The 19,570-nt window shown below is 72.6% G+C and carries 16 protein-coding genes; 13 read left to right on the forward strand and 3 right to left on the reverse strand.

Annotation, left to right across the window (positions count from 1 at the left end; all coding sequences use genetic code 11):
- Positions 1 to 9: 9 nt before the first annotated feature.
- From AB5970_RS12130 to AB5970_RS12160, 7 genes are all read left to right on the forward strand, one after another.
- Positions 10 to 1,026: a TIGR03842 family LLM class F420-dependent oxidoreductase gene (locus AB5970_RS12130; protein WP_370504200.1), complete on the forward strand. Its 1,017-nt coding sequence runs from the start codon at positions 10 to 12 to the stop codon at positions 1,024 to 1,026.
- On the forward strand, positions 1,023 to 1,961 hold the full coding sequence (locus tag AB5970_RS12135) for an ABC transporter permease (protein WP_370504201.1): 939 nt from the start codon (positions 1,023 to 1,025) through the stop codon (positions 1,959 to 1,961). Before AB5970_RS12130 ends, AB5970_RS12135 begins: the two co-directional genes overlap by 4 nt.
- Positions 1,958 to 2,758: an ABC transporter ATP-binding protein gene (locus AB5970_RS12140; RefSeq protein WP_370504202.1), complete on the forward strand. Its 801-nt coding sequence runs from the start codon at positions 1,958 to 1,960 to the stop codon at positions 2,756 to 2,758. Before AB5970_RS12135 ends, AB5970_RS12140 begins: the two co-directional genes overlap by 4 nt.
- Positions 2,755 to 3,516 carry an ABC transporter permease gene (locus tag AB5970_RS12145; RefSeq protein ID WP_370504203.1) on the forward strand — a complete coding sequence of 254 codons (762 nt, stop codon included), beginning with the start codon at positions 2,755 to 2,757 and terminating at the stop codon, positions 3,514 to 3,516. The genes AB5970_RS12140 and AB5970_RS12145 overlap by 4 nt, the downstream gene beginning before the upstream one ends.
- Positions 3,517 to 3,582: 66 nt before the next feature.
- Entirely contained in the window at positions 3,583 to 4,743 is a 1,161-nt protein-coding gene (locus AB5970_RS12150) for an ABC transporter substrate-binding protein (RefSeq protein WP_370504204.1), read from the forward strand.
- Positions 4,744 to 4,807: 64 nt separating this feature from the next.
- On the forward strand, positions 4,808 to 6,154 hold the full coding sequence (locus tag AB5970_RS12155; RefSeq protein WP_370504205.1) for an aspartate aminotransferase family protein: 1,347 nt from the start codon (positions 4,808 to 4,810) through the stop codon (positions 6,152 to 6,154).
- The gene (locus AB5970_RS12160; protein WP_370504206.1) at positions 6,151 to 6,909 is read left to right on the forward strand and encodes an SDR family NAD(P)-dependent oxidoreductase; all 759 of its coding nucleotides are present in this window, start codon (positions 6,151 to 6,153) and stop codon (positions 6,907 to 6,909) included. Before AB5970_RS12155 ends, AB5970_RS12160 begins: the two co-directional genes overlap by 4 nt.
- Before the next feature lie 16 nt (positions 6,910 to 6,925).
- Here the strand turns inward: AB5970_RS12160 and AB5970_RS12165 are convergent, their stop codons facing one another.
- Positions 6,926 to 7,570, reverse strand: a complete 645-nt coding sequence (locus AB5970_RS12165; RefSeq protein WP_370504207.1) for a hypothetical protein — start codon at positions 7,568 to 7,570, stop codon at positions 6,926 to 6,928.
- A 177-nt stretch (positions 7,571 to 7,747) separates the two neighbouring features.
- On the opposite strand from AB5970_RS12165, the gene AB5970_RS12170 reads away from it, so the two are divergent.
- Both AB5970_RS12170 and AB5970_RS12175 read left to right on the forward strand, forming a co-directional pair.
- Entirely contained in the window at positions 7,748 to 9,595 is a 1,848-nt protein-coding gene (locus AB5970_RS12170) for an ABC transporter ATP-binding protein (RefSeq protein WP_370504208.1), read from the forward strand.
- Positions 9,592 to 11,403: an ABC transporter ATP-binding protein gene (locus AB5970_RS12175; protein WP_370504209.1), complete on the forward strand. Its 1,812-nt coding sequence runs from the start codon at positions 9,592 to 9,594 to the stop codon at positions 11,401 to 11,403. The genes AB5970_RS12170 and AB5970_RS12175 overlap by 4 nt, the downstream gene beginning before the upstream one ends.
- A gap of 31 nt (positions 11,404 to 11,434) precedes the next feature.
- Here AB5970_RS12175 and AB5970_RS12180 read toward each other — a convergent pair whose 3' ends face one another.
- Both AB5970_RS12180 and AB5970_RS12185 read right to left on the reverse strand, forming a co-directional pair.
- Positions 11,435 to 12,190, reverse strand: coding sequence for a MerR family transcriptional regulator (locus AB5970_RS12180; RefSeq protein WP_370504210.1), 756 nt, complete (start codon positions 12,188 to 12,190; stop codon positions 11,435 to 11,437).
- Positions 12,191 to 12,224: 34 nt separating this feature from the next.
- Positions 12,225 to 12,887 carry an HAD hydrolase-like protein gene (locus tag AB5970_RS12185; protein ID WP_370504211.1) on the reverse strand — a complete coding sequence of 221 codons (663 nt, stop codon included), beginning with the start codon at positions 12,885 to 12,887 and terminating at the stop codon, positions 12,225 to 12,227.
- A gap of 63 nt (positions 12,888 to 12,950) precedes the next feature.
- Between AB5970_RS12185 and AB5970_RS12190 the strand changes: the two genes are divergently transcribed.
- The 4 genes from AB5970_RS12190 to dhaK all read left to right on the forward strand — a co-directional run bounded on the left by AB5970_RS12190 (position 12,951) and on the right by dhaK (position 19,535).
- A complete protein-coding gene (locus AB5970_RS12190; RefSeq protein ID WP_370504212.1) occupies positions 12,951 to 13,466 on the forward strand; it encodes a phosphoribosyltransferase in 516 nt (171 codons plus the stop codon).
- A gap of 251 nt (positions 13,467 to 13,717) precedes the next feature.
- Positions 13,718 to 16,951: an isoleucine--tRNA ligase gene (gene ileS / locus AB5970_RS12195; RefSeq protein ID WP_370504213.1), complete on the forward strand. Its 3,234-nt coding sequence runs from the start codon at positions 13,718 to 13,720 to the stop codon at positions 16,949 to 16,951.
- A complete protein-coding gene (locus AB5970_RS12200) occupies positions 16,948 to 18,351 on the forward strand; it encodes a bifunctional folylpolyglutamate synthase/dihydrofolate synthase (protein WP_370504214.1) in 1,404 nt (467 codons plus the stop codon). The genes ileS and AB5970_RS12200 overlap by 4 nt, the downstream gene beginning before the upstream one ends.
- Positions 18,352 to 18,539: 188 nt before the next feature.
- The gene (gene dhaK, locus AB5970_RS12205; protein ID WP_370504243.1) at positions 18,540 to 19,535 is read left to right on the forward strand and encodes a dihydroxyacetone kinase subunit DhaK; all 996 of its coding nucleotides are present in this window, start codon (positions 18,540 to 18,542) and stop codon (positions 19,533 to 19,535) included.
- The last annotated feature ends 35 nt before the right edge of the window (positions 19,536 to 19,570 follow it).

The following is a 19,570-nucleotide window of genomic DNA, read 5'->3' on the forward strand; positions in this document are numbered from 1 at the left end:
CGGACTCAGATGGACTTCGGCGTCGTGCTGCAGACGAACCCCCCGGCCTCTCGCACGGTCGAGCTGGCCCGCCTGGCGGAGACCCACGGGTTCAGCCACGTCTGGACCTTCGACTCGCACCTGCTCTGGCAGGAGCCGTTCGTCATCTACTCGGCGATCCTGGCGGCCACCCGCAAGGTCATGGTCGGGCCCATGGTGACCAACCCCGCCACCCGGGACTGGTCGGTCATCGCCTCGCTGTTCGCCACGCTCAACGAGATGTACGGCAACCGGACCATCTGCGGGATCGGGCGCGGCGACTCCGCCGTGCGCACGCTGCACGGCAAGCCGTCCAACCTGGCGACCCTGCGCCAGTCGATCGAGGTGATCCGCGAGCTGGCCAACGACCGGCCGGCCTACCTGCACGGCGCCGAGGTGCGGTTCCCCTGGTCGCACGGGTCGACCCTGGACATCTGGGTGGCGGCGTACGGCCCGCTGGCGCTCAAGCTCACCGGCGAGGTGGGCGACGGGTTCATCCTGCAGCTCGCGGACCCCGACATCGCCGCGTGGACCATCAAGGTCGTCCGCGACGCCGCCGAGCAGGCGGGCCGGGACCCCGACGCGATCCAGTTCTGCGTGGCCGCGCCGATGTACATCGGGGACGACCGGGCGCACATGCGCGAGCAGTGCCGCTGGTTCGGCGGGATGGTCGGCAACCACGTGGCCGACATCGTGTCCCGATACGGCGCGGACTCGTCGGTGCCGACGGCGCTGACCGACTACATCGCGGGCCGCGAGGGCTACGACTACAACCAGCACGGCCGCGCCGGGAACACCCACGCGGCGTTCGTGCCCGACGAGATCGTCGAGCGGTTCTGCATCCTGGGCAGCGCGCAGGAGCACGTCGAGAAGCTCGAGGCCCTGCGGGCCCTCGGCGTCACCCAGTTCGCCGGCTACCTCCAGCACGACAACAAGGAGGAGACGATGCGCGTGTACGGCGAGCACGTCATCCCCGCGCTCGCGACGCCGGTGGTGGCCACCGCATGACCGACCTGGCGACGACGCTCGCGCCGGAGCGCACCGCGCCCGTCCCCGTGCCCGTGCGCGCCCGCCGCGGGGGCCTCGGGCGGCGGGTCGTCGTCGGCGTGCTCGCCGTCCTGCTGCTCGTCGCGCTCTGGGAGCTGGTCAAGGTCGTCGTGCCCGACACGGGCGGTCACCTCGGCGAGGCGAGCGTGCTGCCGCGCACCGACGACCTCGCCATGCCGCACGTGTGGGAGATCGTGCAGCGCGTGCTGCAGCCCGAGACGTCGGCCGCCGGCTCACCCACGGTGCTGAGCGCGATGCTCTCGGCCTGCTGGTTCACGCTGCGGGTCGCGCTCGCGGGCTGGCTGCTCGGCTCGATCGGCGGGCTGCTGCTCGCGGCCCTCATGCAGCGCTCGCAGCTGGCGGAGGCCGCGCTGGTGCCCTGGGTGGTGCTCAGCCAGACGGTGCCGCTCATCGCCCTGGCACCGCTGGTGGTCGGCTGGGGCGGGCGGATCCACCTGGGCCAGCTCGAGTGGCAGCGCTGGATGTCCGTGGCGCTCATCGCGAGCTACCTGGCGTTCTTCCCGGTGACCATCGGGGCCCTGCGCGGCTTCCAGTCGCCGCCCGCCGCGCAGGTCGAGCTGTATCGGTCGTTGGCGGCCGGCTGGACCCGCACCCTGGTCTCGCTGCGGCTGCCCGCCAGCGTGCCGTACCTGCTGCCCGCGCTGCGGCTGGGCGCGGCCACGGCCGTGGTCGGTGCGATCGTCGCCGAGGTGTCCACCGGCACCAAGGGCGGCATCGGGCGGCTGATCATCGGCTACGCCCAGTCCGCCAGCGGCGACCCGGCCAAGCCGTGGGCGGCGATCGCCGCGGCGGCGCTGCTCGGGCTGCTCGCCGCCGGCCTGGTGTCCCTGCTCGGGCTCGGCCTGGGCCGCTACCGCTACGCGGAGGTCAGATGAGTGACTCGCTCGCCGTGAGGGCGACCGGCGTCGGCAAGGTCTTCTCGTCCCGGTCCGGTGACGTGACCGCGCTCGAGGGCATCGACCTGTCGGTCGCGGCCGGGGAGTTCGTCTCGCTCATCGGCCCGTCCGGGTGCGGCAAGTCGACCCTGCTGCGGCTGATCGCCGACCTCGACGTCCCGACGTCGGGCGAGCTCACCGTGTTCGGCAAGACCCCGCAGCAGGCACGCGAGGCCCAGGACTACGGCATCGCGTTCCAGCAGGCGGGCCTGCTGCCGTGGCGGACGGTGACCGCGAACGTCGAGCTGCCGCTCGAGCTGCACGGGATCGGCAAGCCCGAGCGGGCCGGCCGGGTGGCCGAGCTGCTGGAGCTGGTGGGCCTGGGGGAGTTCGCGGGGCACTTCCCGCACCAGCTGTCGGGCGGCATGCAGCAGCGCGTCGCGATCGCCCGGGCCCTGGCCGAGCGGCCGAGCATGCTGCTGATGGACGAGCCCTTCGGGGCGCTCGACGAGATGACGCGCGAGCGCATGCAGACCGAGCTGGTGCGCATCTGCGCCGAGAGCGGCGCCGCGGTCGTGTTCGTCACGCACTCGATCCCCGAGGCCGTGTTCCTGTCGCAGCGCGTGGTCGTCATGTCGCCGCGACCGGGCCGGATCAGCGCGGTCGTGCCCGTGGACCTCGGGACCGACCGCGGGGAGGGGCTGCGCGAGGACGCCTCGTTCTTCGCGGCGGTCACGGCGGTGCGCGAGGCACTGCACGGCACGCCGGTCACCGCGCGCGGGATGGACCTGCGATGACCGCCGCCGCCGTCCGCCGCTGGGTCGCCCCCGTCCTGCTGGGGGTCGTCGCGCTCGTGATCTGGCAGGCGGTCGTCGTCGGCACGGGCATCAAGCCGTACCTGCTGCCCAGCCCGACCGCGATCGTCGAGCAGCTCGTGCTGGTGGTGCCGCTCGTGTGGTCCGCCGCGCTGGCGACGGGCATGAACGTGCTGGTCGGCCTGGTGGTCGGCGCGCTGATCGCCATCGGCGCGGCGATCGTCGCGGCCCGCAGCCGGATGGCGGACACGCTGCTCTCGCCGACGGCGGCCGCGCTGAGCGTCATGCCGATCGTGGCCCTGGCGCCGGCGCTGAACACGATGTTCGGCACCACCTCGACCACGCCGCGCCGCCTCGTCGTGTCGGTCGTGGTGTTCGCGCCGGTGTTCGTCAACACCCTGCGCGGACTGCGGCAGGTCCAGCCCGTGCACCGCGACCTGCTCCGCGCGTACGCCGCGAGCCCCCGCCAGATCACCCGCACGGTGACGATCCCGGGCGCGCTGCCGTACCTGTTCACGGGCCTGCGCATCGCGTCCTCGACGGCCGTGATCGCGGCGATCGTCGCGGAGTACTTCGGCGGTCTGCAGAACGGGCTGGGCTCCCGGATCACCTCGGCCGCGTCCAACAGCGCCTACGCCCGGGCGTGGGCCTTCGTGCTCGGCGCGATCCTGCTCGGGCTCGTGTTCTACCTCGCGACGCTCGCCCTGGAGCGCGCCGTCGCGAGGCGCCAAGGGGGCTAGAACGTCCGCCTGTCAGCGACGCCAGGCCGGCCGAATCCGCACAGACAGCCAACGAGAGGGAGAACGATGAGACTCACCAGGCGTACTGCGTGGGGCGCGGCCGCGGTCGGCGTCGCCGCCGCGCTCGCTCTGACGGGATGCACCTCCGACAGCGGCGGGGGGTCGGGCGACGAGCCCTCGATGAGCTCGGAGGTGCTGATCCCCGTCAAGCTCCAGCTGCAGTGGTTCACGCAGGCCCAGTTCGCCGGCTACTACGCCGCGGTCGACCAGGGCTACTACCGCGACGAGGGGCTCGACGTGCAGATCGTCGAGGGCGGCACCGACATCGTCCCGCAGTCGGTGCTCGCCGACGGGTCGGTCGACTACGCGATCGCGTGGGTGCCCAAGGCGCTGGCGTCGCGCGAGCAGGGCGCGGGGATCACCGACGTCGCGCAGATCTTCCAGAGGTCAGGCACGCTCCAGGTCGCGTTCAAGGACAAGGACATCACCACGGCCGCCGACCTCAAGGGCAAGAAGGTGGGCAACTGGGGCTACGGCAACGAGTTCGAGCTGTTCGCCGGCATGACCAAGGCGGGCATCGACCCGGCCACCGACGTGACCCTGGTCCAGCAGCAGTTCGACATGAACGCGTTCCTGGCCGGCGACATCGACGCGGCGCAGGCCATGACCTACAACGAGTACGCGCAGCTGCTCGAGGCGGAGAACCCGGACACGGGCCAGCTGTACACGGCCGACGACTTCACGGCGGTGAACTGGAACGACGAGGGCACCGCGATGCTGCAGGACGCCATCTGGGCGAACTCCGACAAGCTCGCGAACGACAAGGACTACCAGGACCAGACCGTGAAGTTCATCAAGGCGAGCCTCAAGGGCTGGATCTACGCGCGCGACAACCCGGAGAAGGCGCGGGACATCGTCGTGGCCCAGGGTTCGCAGCTGGGCAACAGCCACCAGCTGTGGCAGACCAACGAGATCAACAAGCTGATCTGGCCGTCGCCGGATGGCATCGGCAGGATCGACGAGGCCGCCTGGAAGCAGACGGTCGACGTCGCGCTCAAGACGAAGAACGACCAGGGGGCGACGGTGATCACGGCCCAGCCCGACGCCGACGCGTACACGAACGACTACGTGGCGCAGGCGTTGGCCGATCTCCTGGACGAAGGTGTCGACGTGTACGGCAAGGACTTCACGCCGATCGACGTCACACTCGAGGCCGGCGGCAAGTGACCTCTCGCGCGCGGGCGTCGACCTCGGCGCCCGCGCGCGGGCTCGCACCAGAAGGAGAAGCACCATGACCACCGACGACGACGCCACCGCGCTGCGTCTCGACCGCGACCACGTCTTCCACTCGTGGTCGGCACAGGCCCACCTGAACCCCCTCGTCATCGCGGGCGGGCTCGGGTCGACCGTCTGGGACCACAGCGGTCGGCGGTACCTGGACTTCTCCAGCCAGCTGGTCAACACCAACATCGGCCACCAGCACCCGCGGGTGGTCGCGGCGATCCAGGAGCAGGCGGCCACGCTCACCACGGTGGCCCCCGCGACGGCCAACCTGACCCGGGGGCGCGCGGCCGAGAAGGTGCTGAGCCACGCGCCCGACGGGTTCTCCAGCGTCTTCTTCACCAACGGGGGCGCCGACGCCAACGAGAACGCGATCCGGATGGCCCGCCTGCACACGGGCCGCGACAAGATCGTGTCCGCCTACCGCTCATACCACGGCAACACCGGGGCGGCCGTGGTCGCCACGGGGGACTGGCGTCGGGTGCCCAACGAGTTCGCCCGCGGCCACGTGCACCACTTCGGCCCGTACCTGTACCGCTCGGAGTTCTGGGCGACCACGCCCGAGCAGGAGTCCGAGCGCGCGCTGCACCACCTCGAGCGCGTGATCCAGGCCGAGGGGCCGGCGTCCGTCGCGGCCATCCTGCTGGAGACCATCCCCGGCACCGCGGGCGTGCTGGTGCCGCCGCCCGGCTACCTGGCGGGCGTCCGCGCGATAGCCGACCGGTACGGGATCCTGCTCATCCTCGACGAGGTCATGGCCGGCTTCGGCCGGACGGGCCAGTGGTTCGCGTTCGACTCGTTCGACGTCGTGCCGGACCTCATCACGTTCGCGAAGGGCGTCAACTCCGGCTACGTCCCCGCGGGCGGCGTGATCCTCAGCGACGCGATCGAGGCGACGTTCGAGGACCGGGTGTTCCCGGGCGGGCTCACGTACTCGGGCCACCCGCTGGCGATGGGCTCGATCGTCGCGGCCCTGGACGCCATGGCCGACGAGGGGATCGTCGAGAATGCCGCGGCGATCGGCCGCGACGTGCTCGGGCCGGGCCTGGCGGAGCTCGCGGAGAAGAACCCCTTGGTGGGCGAGGTCCGTGGGCTCGGCGTGTTCTGGGCCGTGGAGCTGGTCAAGGACCAGGACACGCGCGAGCCGGTCGACGCCGCCCTCATGGGGCGGATCAAGGCCGGCGCGCTCGCCCGCGGGCTGCTCCCGTTCCTGGCCGACAACCGCGTGCACGTGGTCCCGCCCTGCGTGGTGACCGCCGACGAGGCCGCGACGGGACTCGCGCTGCTGACCGAGGTGCTCGCCGAGGTCGCCCAGCCTTCTCGTAGTCCCCACCACCCCTTTGGAGCTTCTGCATGAGCACGAGCACGCCCCGACGCGCCCTGGTCACGGGTGCCTCCTCCGGTATCGGCGCCGCGACGGTCCGCCGCCTGCGCGCGGAGGGCTGGGACGTCGTCGCGACGGCCCGCCGCGGCGACCGCCTCGCGGAGCTGGCGGCCGAGACCCGTGCAGACACGTTCGTCGCGGACGTGACCGACGACGACGACGTTGCGCGCCTCGCCGCGTACGTGGCGGACGGCGGCCCGCTCGACGCGCTCGTCAACAACGCGGGCGGCGCGTTCGGGCTCGACCCGGTCGAGTCGTCGGACCTCGGGCACTGGCGCCAGATGTACGAGCTCAACGTGCTGGGCACGCTGCGGGTCACCCAGGCGCTGCTCCCGCAGCTGCGCGACGGCGACGGCGGGGACATCGTCGTCGTGACCTCGACCGCCGCGCATGGCACGTACGAGGGCGGCGCCGGCTACGTCGGCGCCAAGCACGCCGAGCGCATGCTCGCGACGACGCTGCGCTGGGAGATCCTCGGCGAGCCCATCCGGATCATCGAGATCGCCCCGGGCGCCGTGGCCACCGAGGAGTTCTCGATGATCCGGTTCGACGGCGACAGCGAGCGGGCGGCGGCGGTCTACGCGGGCTACGAGCCGCTGGTCGCCGACGACATCGCGGACTCCATCGCGTGGTCGCTCAGCCGTCCGGCGCACGTGAACATCGACCTGCTCGTGGTCCGGCCGCGCGCGCAGGCGAGCAACAACAGGATCGTGCGCTCGGGGACATGACGCTCCGCCGCGCCGCTCAGGTCGAGCGGGTGCGCGGTGCAAGGACGACGACCGCGTCGCCCGCCGTCGTGCTCCAGATCCCGACCGGGTGGCCCACGGCGGGCCGAAGCTCGCGCCAGGCGCGGTGCTCGGCGGTCCAGGTCCGCCCGCTGCCGTCCGCCGCGCCGATGGTCAGCGCACGCTGCCACGGCGCACCGGCAGATGCGACGACCCACCCGTCGATCCGTCTGGCGCCGTCAGCGAGCTCGCCGATCGCCTCCCGGCGCCTGAGCGCGACACGTCGTATCCGCGTCATCGCCCGCACCTGGCCCGCGGCGCCGACGGCGACGACGACGACACCGATCGGCTCCGCGCCGATGCCCGTCGTGAGGCTCCATGCCCCGCACATCCAGGCGACGGTCGCGACGCCGTAGCCCACCACCTCGCCGCGGAGCCCGCCCACGGCCAAGGCGACGTACGCCCACGCGACGACGAAGACGACCCCGGCGAGCGCGGCGACGAGCCGCCAGGGGGAGCCGGCCGACCAGGTCGCGGCGATCAGCGCGAGCCCGACCATGACTGCCGTCGCAGGCACCCACGCCGGACCAGGGTCCGATGACCGCTCGACGTCCGGCCGCAGGTGGAAGGTGGCGCTCCAGTCCTCGACCGCGACGACCGGCACAGGTGCACCACCGGGCCCGAGGTCATTCGTCGGGAGGCGTGTTCGAGGGTCGGCGGGCACGCCCCGATGCTGGTGGCCCGGCCGTCCGCTGTCCACGATCGACACGGTCCGTCGGCGCCAGGCACACCCCGTGAGATCGACCGGGCAACTGTCGGTGGCCGTCCGTAGTGTGGAGGCGTGCCCTCTGCTCCACCCGTCCGTCCCGCACGCCCCGAGTCGACCACCCGCGTGCTCCTGCGCCTGCGCGCGTGGGCCCGCCCGGCGCTGCCGAGGATCGCGCTCGGCGGGCTGACCGCCCTCGGCGCCAGCCTGCTCGCCCTGGCGGTGCCGCAGGTGCTGCGGGTGATCGTCAACGGCCCGCTGCTGAGCGAGGGGTCGCAGCGCGGGGTGGTGCTCGGCGCCCTCGTCGTGCTGGGCCTCGGCGTGCTCGAGGCGTTCCTGGTGTGGTGCCGCCGCGCCCTGATCCTCACGCCGGGCACCGGCGTCGAGCGCGACATGCGCACCGACCTGTTCCGCCACCTGCTCGACCTGCCGGTGGAGTTCCACGACCGGTGGTCGGGCGGGCAGCTGCTGTCCCGCGTGATGTCGGACCTGGGCACCATCCGGCGGTGGACGGTGTTCGGGCTCGTGATGCTGCTGGTCAGCGCCACGACCGTCGTCGTCGGCATCGGGCTGATGATCTGGACCAGCTGGGTGCTGGGGCTGGTCTACCTGGTGGGCGCGGTGCCCATGGTCTGGCTCGGGTTCCGGTTCCGGGAGAGCTACAAGGTGGTCGCCCGCCAGGCGCGGGACCAGGCCGGCGACCTCGCCACGACCGTCGAGGAGTCGGTGCACGGCATCCGCGTGCTCAAGGCGTTCGGGCGCGGCGACGACGCCCTGGACGACTTCGCCCGCCAGGCCGACGCCCTGCGGACGGTCGAGGTGCAGAAGGCGGCGACGCAGTCCCGGGTCTCGTTCGCGCTGAGCGCGATCCCCGAGGCGATCCTCGCGGTCTCGCTCGGGCTCGGCGTCGTGCTGACGTCCCGCGGGGAGCTGAGCGTCGGCGCCCTGGTCGCGTTCTTCGCGACGGCCGCCGTGGTGAACAGCCCCGTGGAGCGCCTCGGCATGCTGCTGGCGATGACGCTCGACGCCAAGGCGGCCACGGACCGGTACCTGCAGGTGATGGACACGGGATCGAGCGTGCGGGACCCCGCGGCCCCGCGGTCGCTGCCCGTCGCGGATCCCGCCGGGTCGCGGGTCGAGCTGTCGGGCGTGCACTTCGGGCACCCTCGCGGCGTCGACGCCGAGGGCCACCCGAGGGGTGGCTCCGACATCCTGGCGGGCGTCGACCTCGTGCTGGAGCCGGGGGAGACCATGGCGCTGGTGGGACTGACCGGCAGCGGCAAGACGACCCTGCTGCAGCTGCTCCCGCGGCTGTACGACGTCACGGCGGGCAGCGTCCGGATCGACGGCGTCGACGTCCGCGACCTCACGCGCGCGGACCTGCGGGCGGCGGTGTCGGTCGCGTTCGAGGACCCGATCCTGTTCTCCGCGTCGGTGCGCGAGAACGTGCTGCTGGGCACCGACCTCACCGGGCAGGAGGCCGACGACCTGGTGACCGAGGCGCTCGAGGTCGCCCGCGGGGGCTTCGCGTACGGGCTGCCCGACGGTCTGGACACGGTCATCGGCGAGGAGGGGCTCAGCCTCTCGGGCGGGCAGCGGCAGCGCGTCGCCCTCGCGCGCGCCATCGCGGTCCGGCCACGCGTGCTCCTGCTCGACGACCCGCTGTCGGCCCTCGACGTCACCACCGAGGCCGCGGTGACCCTGCGCCTGCGCGAGATGCTCACCGGCACCACGACGCTCGTCGTCGCGCACCGGCCCTCGACCGTCGCGCTGGCGGACCGCGTGGCCGTGCTGGAGAACGGGCGGATCACGGGGGTCGGCCGGCACACCGACCTGCTCACCAGCCACCCGCACTACCGGTACGTGCTCACGGCGCTGTCGGCGCTGGACGACGCCGACGACCTCGAGGAGGTGAGCCGGTGAGCGTCCTGACCTCGGAGGCCTTCGGGGACGAGACCACGAAGGGCGAGTCGCGACGCATCCGCCGACGCTCGCTCGCGCTGCTCGGCATGCTGCTGCGGCCCGTCGCGGGCCCGGCGTGGTGGACGGCCGCGCTGGTGGTGGGCTCGCAGCTCGCCGCGGTCGCCGGTCCCGCGCTCGTCGCGTACGGCATCGACAAGGCTCTGCCGGCCCTGACCGCGGGCGACGCGAGGCCGATCACCCTGGCGACCGCCGGCTACCTCGCCGCCGCGCTGCTGGGCGGCGTGCTGACCGCGGCGACCGTGCGGGCGTCCGCGCGCGTGAGCCAGACGATGCTGCTGGACCTGCGCCGCCGGGTGTTCCGGCACACGCAGCGGCTCAGCCTGGAGTTCCACGAGAAGTACACGTCGGGCCGGATCATCTCGCGGCAGACCTCCGACCTCGACGCGCTGCGCGAGCTGCTGGACGGCGGAGTCACCAACCTCGCGTCGAGCGTGCTGGCGATGGTCTTCACCGCGGTCTCGCTCGTCCTGCTCGACTGGCGCAGCGGCCTCGTCCTGCTCATCGCGGTCGTCCCGGGGGTGGTGCTCACCCGGTGGTTCCAGGTGCGGTCGCAGGTCCAGTACCGCAAGCAGCGGACGGCCGCGGCGCGGCTCATCGTGCGGTTCGTCGAGACGATGACCGGCATCCGCGCCGTCCAGGCGTTCCGCCGCGAGCCCCAGGTCGAGCAGGTCTACGGGGGGCTGGCGGAGGACTACCGGGCGACCAACGCCGCGGGGATCCGGCTGAACGGCGTCTTCGACACGGGCCTGACGCTCATCGGGAACGTCACGGTCTCCGCGGTGCTGCTGGTCGGCGGCCTGCGCGCGCTCGACGGCGGGCTCGAGGTCGGGGTGCTCGTGGCGGCGGTGCTCTACGCGCGGCGGTTCTTCAGCCCGCTGCAGCAGATCGGCATGTTCTACAACTCGTTCCAGTCGGCCACCGCGGCCCTGGAGAAGGTGGCGTCGCTGCTCGCCGAGGAGCCGACGGTCCCGGAGCCGGTGCACCCGACGAGGCTCGCCCACGCGCGCGGCGACGTGCGGTTCGACGACGTCGAGTTCGGCTACGGCACCGGCCCGACGGTCCTGCCGCACGTCGAGCTGCACATCCCCGCGGGCCAGTCGCTCGCGCTCGTCGGGGAGACGGGCGCCGGCAAGTCGACCATCGCCAAGCTGCTCGCGCGGTTCTACGACGTGCGGACGGGCGCGGTCCGGCTCGACGGGATCGACCTGCGCGCGATCGACCCGGTCGACCTGCGCCGCGCCGTGGTGATGGTGACCCAGGAGGCGTACCTGTTCTCGGGGTCGGTGGGCGCGAACATCGCGCTCGGCAAGCCCGACGCCACCCCGGACGAGGTCGAGGCGGCGGCGCGCGCGGTCGGCGTGCACGACCTCATCGCGGGCATGCCGGACGGGTACGACACCGAGGTGGACAAGCGCGGCGTGCGCCTGTCGGCCGGGCAGCGCCAGCTCGTCTCGTTCGCGCGGGCGTTCCTCGCGGACCCCGCGCTGCTGATCCTCGACGAGGCGACCAGCTCGCTCGACGTCCCGGGGGAGGCCCTCGTGCAGCTCGGCCTGCAGACGCTCCTCGCGGACCGGACCTCTGTGGTCATCGCGCACCGGCTGTCGACCGTCATGGGGTCGGACCGGGTGCTCGTGATCGAGCGCGGCCGGATCGTCGAGGACGGCTCGCCCGACGAGCTCGTGTCGGCGGGCGGCCGGTTCGCCGAGCTGCACGCCGACTGGCAGAGGTCGATCCGCAGCACGACGTAGCGGGGCCGACCGGGCGGCCGCCGCCCCGAGCTCAGAGGTGCCGCGCCGCGTACTCGTGCAGGGCGTCGCGGACGAACGTCGCGCCCTCCTCGCCGCCGTAGCTGGCGGCGAACCTCGGGTCGGCGACGTACATCTCGGCCAGCCCGACGATGTACTCCTTGACCGGCGCGGACCCGTGCCCCGGCGTGCCGGGGATGCTGCCGAGCCAGGCGACGTGCCGGCGCGCGAGCTCCTGCGCCTCGTCGGACGCCGGGTCGGCTCCGGCCGAGGCCGCGGCGCCCCACTCGGTGGCCAGCCGCGCGGTCGTCGCCTTCCACTCGGCGCGCTCGTCGTCGGTCATGCCCCGCCACCAGCCGTCCGAGGTGGCGTACGCGTCGGCGCCCCAGCGCCGCTCGACCTCGTCCTTGTGCTGGGTGTGGTCGAACCCGTCGAACATGTCCTCGGCCATGAGTGGCCCTCCGTCCTCTCGTGCGGTGATGGTCCGTGCGACGGAGGCGGCCTGCCGCTCCAGCCGTCGCTGCTCGCTGCGCAGCCAGTCGAGGTGGTGGCGCAGCGCGGCGGTCTCGTCCTGCTCGCGGTCCAGCACGCGACGGATGTCGGGCAGCCCGAGCCCGAGCCGGCGCAGCAGCAGGATCCGCTGCAGCCGGACGAGCGCGCGGTCGTCGTACCAGCGGTACCCGTTGTCGCCCACCCGGCTCGGCTCGAGCAGCCCGATCGCGTCGTAGTGCCGCAGCGCGCGGCTGGTGGTGCCCGTCAACCGGGCGACCTCCTGGATCGATGCCTCCATGCCGTCCACGGTAGAACTTGACGCAACGTCAAGGTCAAGCGGCGACGGCTGCCAGTCTGCGCAGGATCGCGGCGGTCAGCTCCGCCGGGGTGTCGACGAGCTCGTCGGCACCGGCCGCGACGAGCTCGCCGGCCGCGGCGTAGCCCCAGGTCACGCCGATGGTGGGCAGGCCGTGCTCGTGCGCGCCGTGCACGTCGTGCTCGCGGTCGCCGACCATGACGAGCGCGTCCGCGTCGGGATTCGCTGCCAGCGCCGCGGCGATGACCTGCGCCTTCGTCGACGAGGCCTCGTCCAGCGGGGCCCCGAAGACGCCGTCGACGAGCGCTGTGAGCCCGAACGCGTCGCAGATGGGCCGGGCGTAGATCTCGGGCTTGGAGGTGGCGACGACGAGCCGCAGCCCGGCCGACCGCAGCTGCGCGAGGACCTCCGGGATGCCGTCGTAGACGCTGTTGCCGGTGATCATCGAGTCGACGAAGACCGACCGGTACACGCGCACGGCCTCCGCGACGCGGTCCGCGGGCATGCCGTGGGCGGGGAAGCTCGACGTGATGGGCGGTCCGACGAAGGATCGGAGCGCCGACGGCGACGGGACCGGCAGTCCGAGCATCGTGTAGGTGGTCGCGATCGACGAGGTGATGCCGGGGGCGGAGTCCGTCAGGGTGCCGTCGAGGTCGAGGAGGACGAGGGAGGGGGTCACACACCGATGATGCCTGGTTGCCCCGGCAACCTGTCGGCAACGTCCGCGACCTAGGCTGAGGCCATGGCGACGACCGAGACCGCACCCGGCCAGCAGCTGCCGCAGGAACGGGAGGTCCTCGACTGGGAGCTCTTCGGCACCGCGGCCCGGGAGCTCGCGCAGACGGTGGTCGACGACGGCTTCGTGCCGGACATCGTCATCGCGGTGGCGCGCGGGGGCCTGCCGCCGGGCGGGGCGATCGCCTACGCGCTGGGCACCAAGGCCGTCGGCACCCTGAACGTGGAGTTCTACACGGGGATCGACGAGCGCCTGCCCGACCCGGTCGTGCTCCCGCCGCTGCTCGACACCGACGCGATGCACGGGCTGCGGGCGCTGGTGGTCGACGACGTGGCCGACACCGGGGAGACGCTGGCGCTGGTGCAGAGGCTCATGACGCTGCACTGCGCCGAGGCGCGCACCGCGGTGCTGTACGCCAAGTCGCGGTCGATCATCGAGCCGGACTACGTCTGGCGCCGCACGGACCGCTGGATCACGTTCCCGTGGTCGGCGCTGCCCCCGGTGAGCCCAGCGGGGTCCTGACGCGTTAGTCTTGGCCGCACAGGCGTCGACCCGGCCATCACCGGCGAGCCTCCGGAAGAACAGGTGCGCGAGCACCCCAGTAGAACCGGACGGGCAGGCCCGTCACAGCCGTCATCAAGTGGTCGACGACCCGTCAGGGGAGCCGGCAAGCGAGGTGGTACCGCGGTAGGTCCCGGCCGGTCCGGGTCCGATCGTCCTCGCAGCCGAGAGCGACGCACCCCACCGGGTGCCGACCACAGGAGAGCCAGACCGTGGCCTACCCGCTGCACCGCCAGTCCGACGTCCCCGCGTCCCCGGACCTGCCCGCCCTCGAGAAGGACGTGCTCGCGTACTGGGACGCCGACGGCACGTTCCAGGCCTCCATCGACGCCCGCGAGGCCGGCGAGCACGGCAGCAACGAGTACGTCTTCTACGACGGACCTCCGTTCGCCAACGGCCTGCCGCACTACGGCCACCTGCTGACCGGCTACGCCAAGGACGTCGTGCCGCGCTACCAGACCATGCGCGGCCACCGCGTCGAGCGCCGGTTCGGCTGGGACACGCACGGGCTGCCGGCCGAGCTCGAGGCGCAGCGGCTGCTCGGCATCACGGACACCTCCCAGATCGAGGAGATGGGCCTGGCCGCGTTCAACCAGGCGTGCCGCGAGTCCGTGCTGCGGTACACGGGCGAGTGGCGCGAGTACGTCACGCGCCAGGCGCGCTGGGTCGACTTCGACCACGACTACAAGACGCTCGACGTCACGTTCATGGAGTCGGTCATCTGGGCGTTCAAGCGCCTGTACGACCAGGACATGGCCTACGAGGGCTACCGCGTGCTGCCGTACTGCTGGCGCGACGAGACGCCGCTGTCCAACCACGAGCTGCGCATGGACGACGACGTCTACCAGTCCCGCCAGGACCCCGCGCTGACGGTCGGGCTGCGGCTCGAGACCGGCGAGCTGGCGCTGATCTGGACCACGACCCCGTGGACCCTGCCGAGCAACCTGGCGATCGCGGTCGGGCCGGACGTCGACTACGTGACCGTCGAGCCGGGGCCGGGAAGCCTGCTCGAGGGCGAGCGCGTCGTGCTCGCCGCCGCACGCCTGGGCACCTACGCCAAGGAGCTCGGCGAGGCCACGGTCGTGGCGACCGTCAAGGGTCGGGACCTGGAAGGCCGCCGCTACACGCCGCCCTTCGACTACTTCGCCGGCCGCGAGAACGCCCACCAGGTGCTGCTCGGCGACTTCGTCACCACCGAGGACGGCTCGGGCATCGTGCACATGGCGCCCGCGTTCGGCGAGGACGACATGGTCGCGTGCGAGGCCGTCGGGATCGCGCCCGTCGTGCCGGTCGACTCGCAGGGCAAGTTCACCACCGAGGTGCCGGACTACGTCGGGCAGCTGGTGTTCGACGCCAACAAGCCGATCATCGCCGACCTCAAGGCGGGCACCGGCCCGCTCGCGCGCGTCCCGGAGGACCGGCGGAGCGTGCTCGTCCGGCACGAGACCTACGAGCACTCGTACCCGCACTGCTGGCGCTGCCGGAACCCGCTCATCTACAAGGCGGTGACCAGCTGGTTCGTGCGCGTAAGCGACTTCCGCGACCGCATGGTGGAGCTCAACCAGGACATCTCCTGGACCCCGGAGCACATCAAGGACGGCCAGTTCGGCAAGTGGCTCTCCAACGCTCGCGACTGGTCGATCAGCCGCAACCGCTACTGGGGCACGCCCATCCCGGTCTGGGTCTCCGACGACCCGTCGTACCCCCGCGTCGACGTCTACGGCTCGCTGGCCGAGCTGGAGGCCGACTTCGGCCGGGTGCCGACGAACGAGGCGGGCGAGCCGGACCTGCACCGGCCGTTCATCGACGAGCTGACGCGCCCGAACCCGGACGACCCGACGGGCGCGTCGACCATGCGTCGCATCCCCGACGTGCTCGACGTCTGGTTCGACTCGGGCTCGATGCCGTTCGCGCAGGTGCACTACCCGTTCGAGAACGCCGACTGGTTCGAGCACCACTACCCGGGCGACTTCATCGTCGAGTACATCGGCCAGACCCGCGGCTGGTTCTACACGCTGCACGTGCTGGCCACGGCGCTGTTCGACCGGCCGGCGTTCCGCAACTGCATGTGCCACGGCATCGTGCTGGGCGACGACGGCCGCAAGGCCAGCAAGTCGCTGCGCAACTTCCCCGACCCGGTCGAGATGTGGGACGTGTACGGCTCGGACGCCGTGCGCTGGTTCCTCATGTCGAGCTCGATCCTGCGCGGCGGCAACCTCATCGTCGGAGAGGAGGGCATCCGCGACGGCGTGCGCCAGGTGCTCCTGCCGTTGTGGAGCACGTACTACTTCTTCTCGCTGTACGCGGGGGCGGCCGACGGCGGGCAGGGGTACACGGCGACGGCGGTCGACGCCGCGCGCGCCGCCACGCTCGCGCCGATGGACCGCTACGTCCTGGCGCGCACGCGGGACCTCGTCGCGACGACGACCGCGCAGCTGGACGCGTACGACATCGCCGCCGCGTGCGAGACCGTGCGCGAGCACCTCGACGTGCTGACCAACTGGTACGTCCGCACCCAGCGGGACCGGTTCTGGGCCGAGGACGCCGACGCCTTCGACACGCTGTGGACCTCGCTCGAGGTGCTCACGCGGGTCATGGCGCCGCTCGCGCCGCTGGTGTCGGAGGAGGTCTGGCGCGGCCTGACCGGCGGGCGCACCGTGCACCTGACGGACTGGCCGACCGTGGACGACGCCCCCACCGACGACGCGCTCGTCGCCGCGATGGACCAGGTCCGCGCGGTCACGTCGACCGCGCTCGGGCTGCGCAAGGCCGCTGGGATGCGCGTCCGGCAGCCGCTGCACACGCTCACCGTGGCGGTCGACGACGCGGACGCGCTCGCGCCGTACGCCGACCTGCTCGCCGCCGAGCTCAACGTCAAGCGCGTCGAGCTGGTCACGGCCGACCCCGGGACGGCGGAGCGCTTCGGCATCACGCAGCGCCTCGCGGTGAACGCCCGTGCGGCCGGTCCGCGGCTCGGTCGCGGCGTGCAGGCGGTCATCCAGGGCGCGCGTTCCGGCGCGTGGCGGGTGGACGGCGCGACCGTCGTCGTCACCACCGGCGACGGCGACGTGGCTCTCGAGCCCGCGGAGTACGAGCTGACGACGGTCGTCGGGGACGGCGGCGCGGCCGCCACCAGCACAGCGGCGGTGCTGCCCGGCGGCGGGTTCGTCGTGCTCGACCTCACGCTCGACGACGACCTGCGGGCCGAGGGCTACGCCCGGGACGTCGTGCGCGCCGTGCAGGACGCGCGCAAGGCCGCCGGTCTGCAGGTGGGGGACCGGATCCTGCTCACGCTCGGCGTCCCCGCCGAGCACCTGGCCGCGGTCGAGCGGCACCAGGACACCATCGGCCGCGAGACGCTGGCCGTCGCCGTGACCGTCCAGGACGCCGTGGCGTCGCTCGAGGTCACGGTGGAAGCCGTCGACGCCGGAGGGTATGAGGCATGAGTGCGCGCGAGCAGGGCACGGGAAGGTCAGGAGGGTCCGACCACCTGCGTCGCCAGGCCGAGAAGGAGGCCCGCACGGCCGCCGACGAGGTCTACCAGGCGATCCTGGCGCGCGCGCCGGAGCACGACATCGACCCGACGCTCGACCGGGTGCGGGCGGTGTGCGAGCTGCTGGGCGACCCGCAGAAGGCGTACCGGACCATCCACCTGACCGGCACCAACGGCAAGACGTCGACCTCCCGCATGGTCGAGCGGCTGCTGCGCGAGCACGGCCTGCGCACCGGCCGGTTCACCAGCCCGCACCTGAGCCGGGTCAACGAGCGGATCGCGATCGACGGCGAGCCCATCAGCGACGAGCGGTTCGTCGAGGTCTGGCAGGACGTCGCGCCGTACGTGCACCTGGTGGACCAGGGCTCGATCGAGAAGGGCGAGCCGCGCCTGTCGTTCTTCGAGGTGTTCACGGTGATGGCCTTCGCGGCCTTCGCGGACACCCCGATCGACGTCGCGGTGATCGAGGTCGGCCTGGGCGGCACGTGGGACTCCACCAACGTGGTCGACGGCGAGGTCGCGATCATCACGCCGATCTCGCTGGACCACGAGCGCTACCTCGGGCACACGCTGGTCGAGATCGCCTCGGAGAAGTCGGGGATCATCAAGGACGGCGCCACGGTCGTGATCGCGCAGCAGACCGAGGACGTCGAGGGCGTGCTGCTGGCCGTCGCGGCCGAGCGCGGCGCCCGGGTGCTGCGCGAGGGCGTCGACATCGCCGTGGGCGAGCGGCAGGTGGCGGTCGGCGGCCAGCTCATCACGCTGCAGGCCCTCGGCGGCACCTACACCGAGATCTTCCTGCCGCTGCATGGCGAGTTCCAGGCGCACAACGCGCTGCTGGCGCTCACGGCGGTCGAGGCGTTCCTCACCGGCGGCCGGGCCCTGGACCCCGGTGTGGTCGAGGTGGCGTTCGCCGACGTCGACTCGCCGGGCCGGCTCGAGGTCGTCCGGTCGAGCCCGACGATCATCGTCGACGGCGCGCACAACCCGGCCGGCATCGAGGCGCTCGTCGCGGGTCTCGAGGAGGCGTTCGAGCTCACCCGGCTGGTCGGGGTGGTCGGTGTCATGGCCGACAAGGACCCGGAGGGCATGCTCGCCGCCCTCGAGCCGGTGCTGGCCGAGGTGGTGATCACCCGTGCATCGACGTCCCGTGCCCTGGACGCCGAGGACCTGGCGGACATCGCGATCGACATCTTCGGCGAGGACCGGGTGCACACGGTCGAGCGGCTCAACGACGCCCTGGACCTGGCGGTCGCGCGGGCGGAGAGCGAGGTCGAGCGCGGGTCCGGCGTGCTCGTCACCGGCTCGATCCTGCTCGTGGCGGAGGCGCGCCGGCTGCTGGGCCGCCCCTGACTCCTGGTCACCCGTCCGGGTGACTCGCCCGTGCTCACGCGGACGTCTGCACGAACGTGCACCGACGGCGCACGTCCTCCCCTTGACGACCCCACAGGACGCCAACATTGTGAGGTTTGTCGGGACGCCGGAGTCCGCGACGGACGTGCGGGGCCTGCCGTGGGCGCCCGGTGGAAGGGATGGCTGCAGTGAAGAAGCTCATCAACGACCCGCAGAACGTCGTGGCCGAGTCCCTCGAGGGTTTCGCCGCCGCGCACGCCGACGTCGTGGCGGTGCACACGGACCCGCCGTACGTCACGCGGGCCGCCGGCCCGAGCGCCGGCAAGGTCGGCCTCGTGAGCGGCGGCGGCTCGGGGCACGAGCCGCTGCACGGCGGGTTCGTCGGCGTCGGCATGCTGACCGCGGCGGTCCCGGGCGCGGTGTTCACATCGCCGACCCCCGACCAGATCGCGCCCGCGCTGCAGGCCGCCGACTCCGGCGCCGGCGTGCTGGCCATCGTGAAGAACTACACGGGCGACGTGCTCAACTTCGAGACGGCGGCCGAGCTGGCCGAGGCCGAGGGCGTCACCGTCCGCAGCGTCATCACCAACGACGACGTCGCGGTGGAGGACTCGCTGTACACCGCGGGTCGGCGCGGCGTGGCCGGCACGGTCGCGGTCGAGAAGATCGCGGGCGCGGCCGCCGAGCGCGGGGACGACCTCGACGCCGTCGTCGCCATCGCCGAGAAGGTCAACGCGAACGTGCGCTCGATGGGCGTGGCGCTGACCGCGTGCACGGTCCCGCACGCGGGCAAGCCGAGCTTCGACCTGCCCGAGGACGAGATCGAGATCGGCATCGGCATCCACGGCGAGCCCGGCCGCCGCCGCATCCCCCTGGCGAGCGCCGACGAGATCACCGAGATGCTGCTGACGCCGGTGGCCGACGACCTCAAGCTGGCCAGCGGCGAGAAGGTGCTGCTGTTCGTCAACGGCATGGGCGGCACGCCCGCCTCCGAGCTCTACGTGGTCTATCGTCGGGCCCGCGCGTTGCTGGAGGCGCGGGGGGTCGAGGTGACCCGCTCGCTCGTCGGCAACTACGTGACATCGCTGGAGATGCAGGGTGCGTCGGTGACCGTGCTTCGGCTGGACGACGAGCTGACCGCCCTGTGGGACGCACCCGTGCACACCACCGCGCTGCGATGGTGAGCGGACCGGGGGCCGTCGCCGACAGCACCGGGACA

This window comes from Cellulomonas sp. ICMP 17802 (assembly GCF_041295535.1).
GTDB lineage: Bacteria > Actinomycetota > Actinomycetes > Actinomycetales > Cellulomonadaceae > Cellulomonas.

Coding starts and splice junctions, on each gene's coding strand:
- AB5970_RS12155 (WP_370504205.1), top strand. CDS start 4,808: ATGACCACCGACGACGACGCCACCGCGCTGCGTCTCGACCGCGACCAC.
- AB5970_RS12135 (WP_370504201.1), top strand. CDS start 1,023: ATGACCGACCTGGCGACGACGCTCGCGCCGGAGCGCACCGCGCCCGTC.
- AB5970_RS12190 (WP_370504212.1), top strand. CDS start 12,951: ATGGCGACGACCGAGACCGCACCCGGCCAGCAGCTGCCGCAGGAACGG.
- AB5970_RS12150 (WP_370504204.1), top strand. CDS start 3,583: ATGAGACTCACCAGGCGTACTGCGTGGGGCGCGGCCGCGGTCGGCGTC.
- AB5970_RS12160 (WP_370504206.1), top strand. CDS start 6,151: ATGAGCACGAGCACGCCCCGACGCGCCCTGGTCACGGGTGCCTCCTCC.
- AB5970_RS12200 (WP_370504214.1), top strand. CDS start 16,948: ATGAGTGCGCGCGAGCAGGGCACGGGAAGGTCAGGAGGGTCCGACCAC.
- AB5970_RS12180 (WP_370504210.1), bottom strand. CDS start 12,190: ATGGAGGCATCGATCCAGGAGGTCGCCCGGTTGACGGGCACCACCAGC.
- AB5970_RS12140 (WP_370504202.1), top strand. CDS start 1,958: ATGAGTGACTCGCTCGCCGTGAGGGCGACCGGCGTCGGCAAGGTCTTC.
- AB5970_RS12130 (WP_370504200.1), top strand. CDS start 10: ATGGACTTCGGCGTCGTGCTGCAGACGAACCCCCCGGCCTCTCGCACG.
- AB5970_RS12145 (WP_370504203.1), top strand. CDS start 2,755: ATGACCGCCGCCGCCGTCCGCCGCTGGGTCGCCCCCGTCCTGCTGGGG.